Source organism: Vibrio sp. 811 (assembly GCF_033339195.1).
This window is the reverse complement of record NZ_JAWOUB010000662.1, coordinates 1-590: the sequence shown is the minus strand read 5'-3', so window position 1 is coordinate 590 and position 590 is coordinate 1. Positions and strand designations below refer to the sequence as shown.

The following is a 590-nucleotide window of genomic DNA, read 5'->3' as shown; positions in this document are numbered from 1 at the left end:
TTTTTGATGGTAGTCGTTCAACCAAGCAAGTTCTGGACGAGTCAGCATATCGACATTGATGTTACGTTTGTCGATTGGACAGCGCGTCAAGGATTCGAATGATAGAACAGGGAAGTCGCCGTTAGTCGGTGTTTCAACTACGAGCTCTAGGTTTTCGATACGGATACCGAACGCATCTGCACGGTAGTAACCAGGCTCATTTGATAGCACCATGCCTTCAGTTAGCGGCACATCGATTTGTTTCTTCGAGATACTTGCCGGGCCTTCATGCACACTTAGGAAGTGACCTACACCGTGGCCAGTACCGTGGTCGTAGTCATAACCTTCGGCCCAAAGATGTTGGCGAGCCAATGTATCGATTTGGTAACCACGAGTACCTTTCGGGAAGCGGGCACGTGCCACACCGATATGACCTTTCAGCGCGAGAGTGAACTGCTTGATCATTTCTGCTGATGGCTGACCAATCGCGATGGTGCGTGTAATGTCGGTTGTGCCATCTAGGTACTGACCGCCTGAATCCACTAGGTAAAGTGTGTTCAGCGCTAGCTTACCTGGCTCAGGTTGGTTCTCATGATTGTAGTGACACATAG

At 49.7% G+C, this 590-nt stretch carries 1 protein-coding gene; it reads right to left on the bottom strand.

The features are described 5' to 3' along the window. Window positions 1-590, bottom strand: a 590-nt coding sequence (locus R7Q46_RS28695; RefSeq protein WP_318078511.1) for a M24 family metallopeptidase, incomplete at both ends; no start/stop codon positions are given.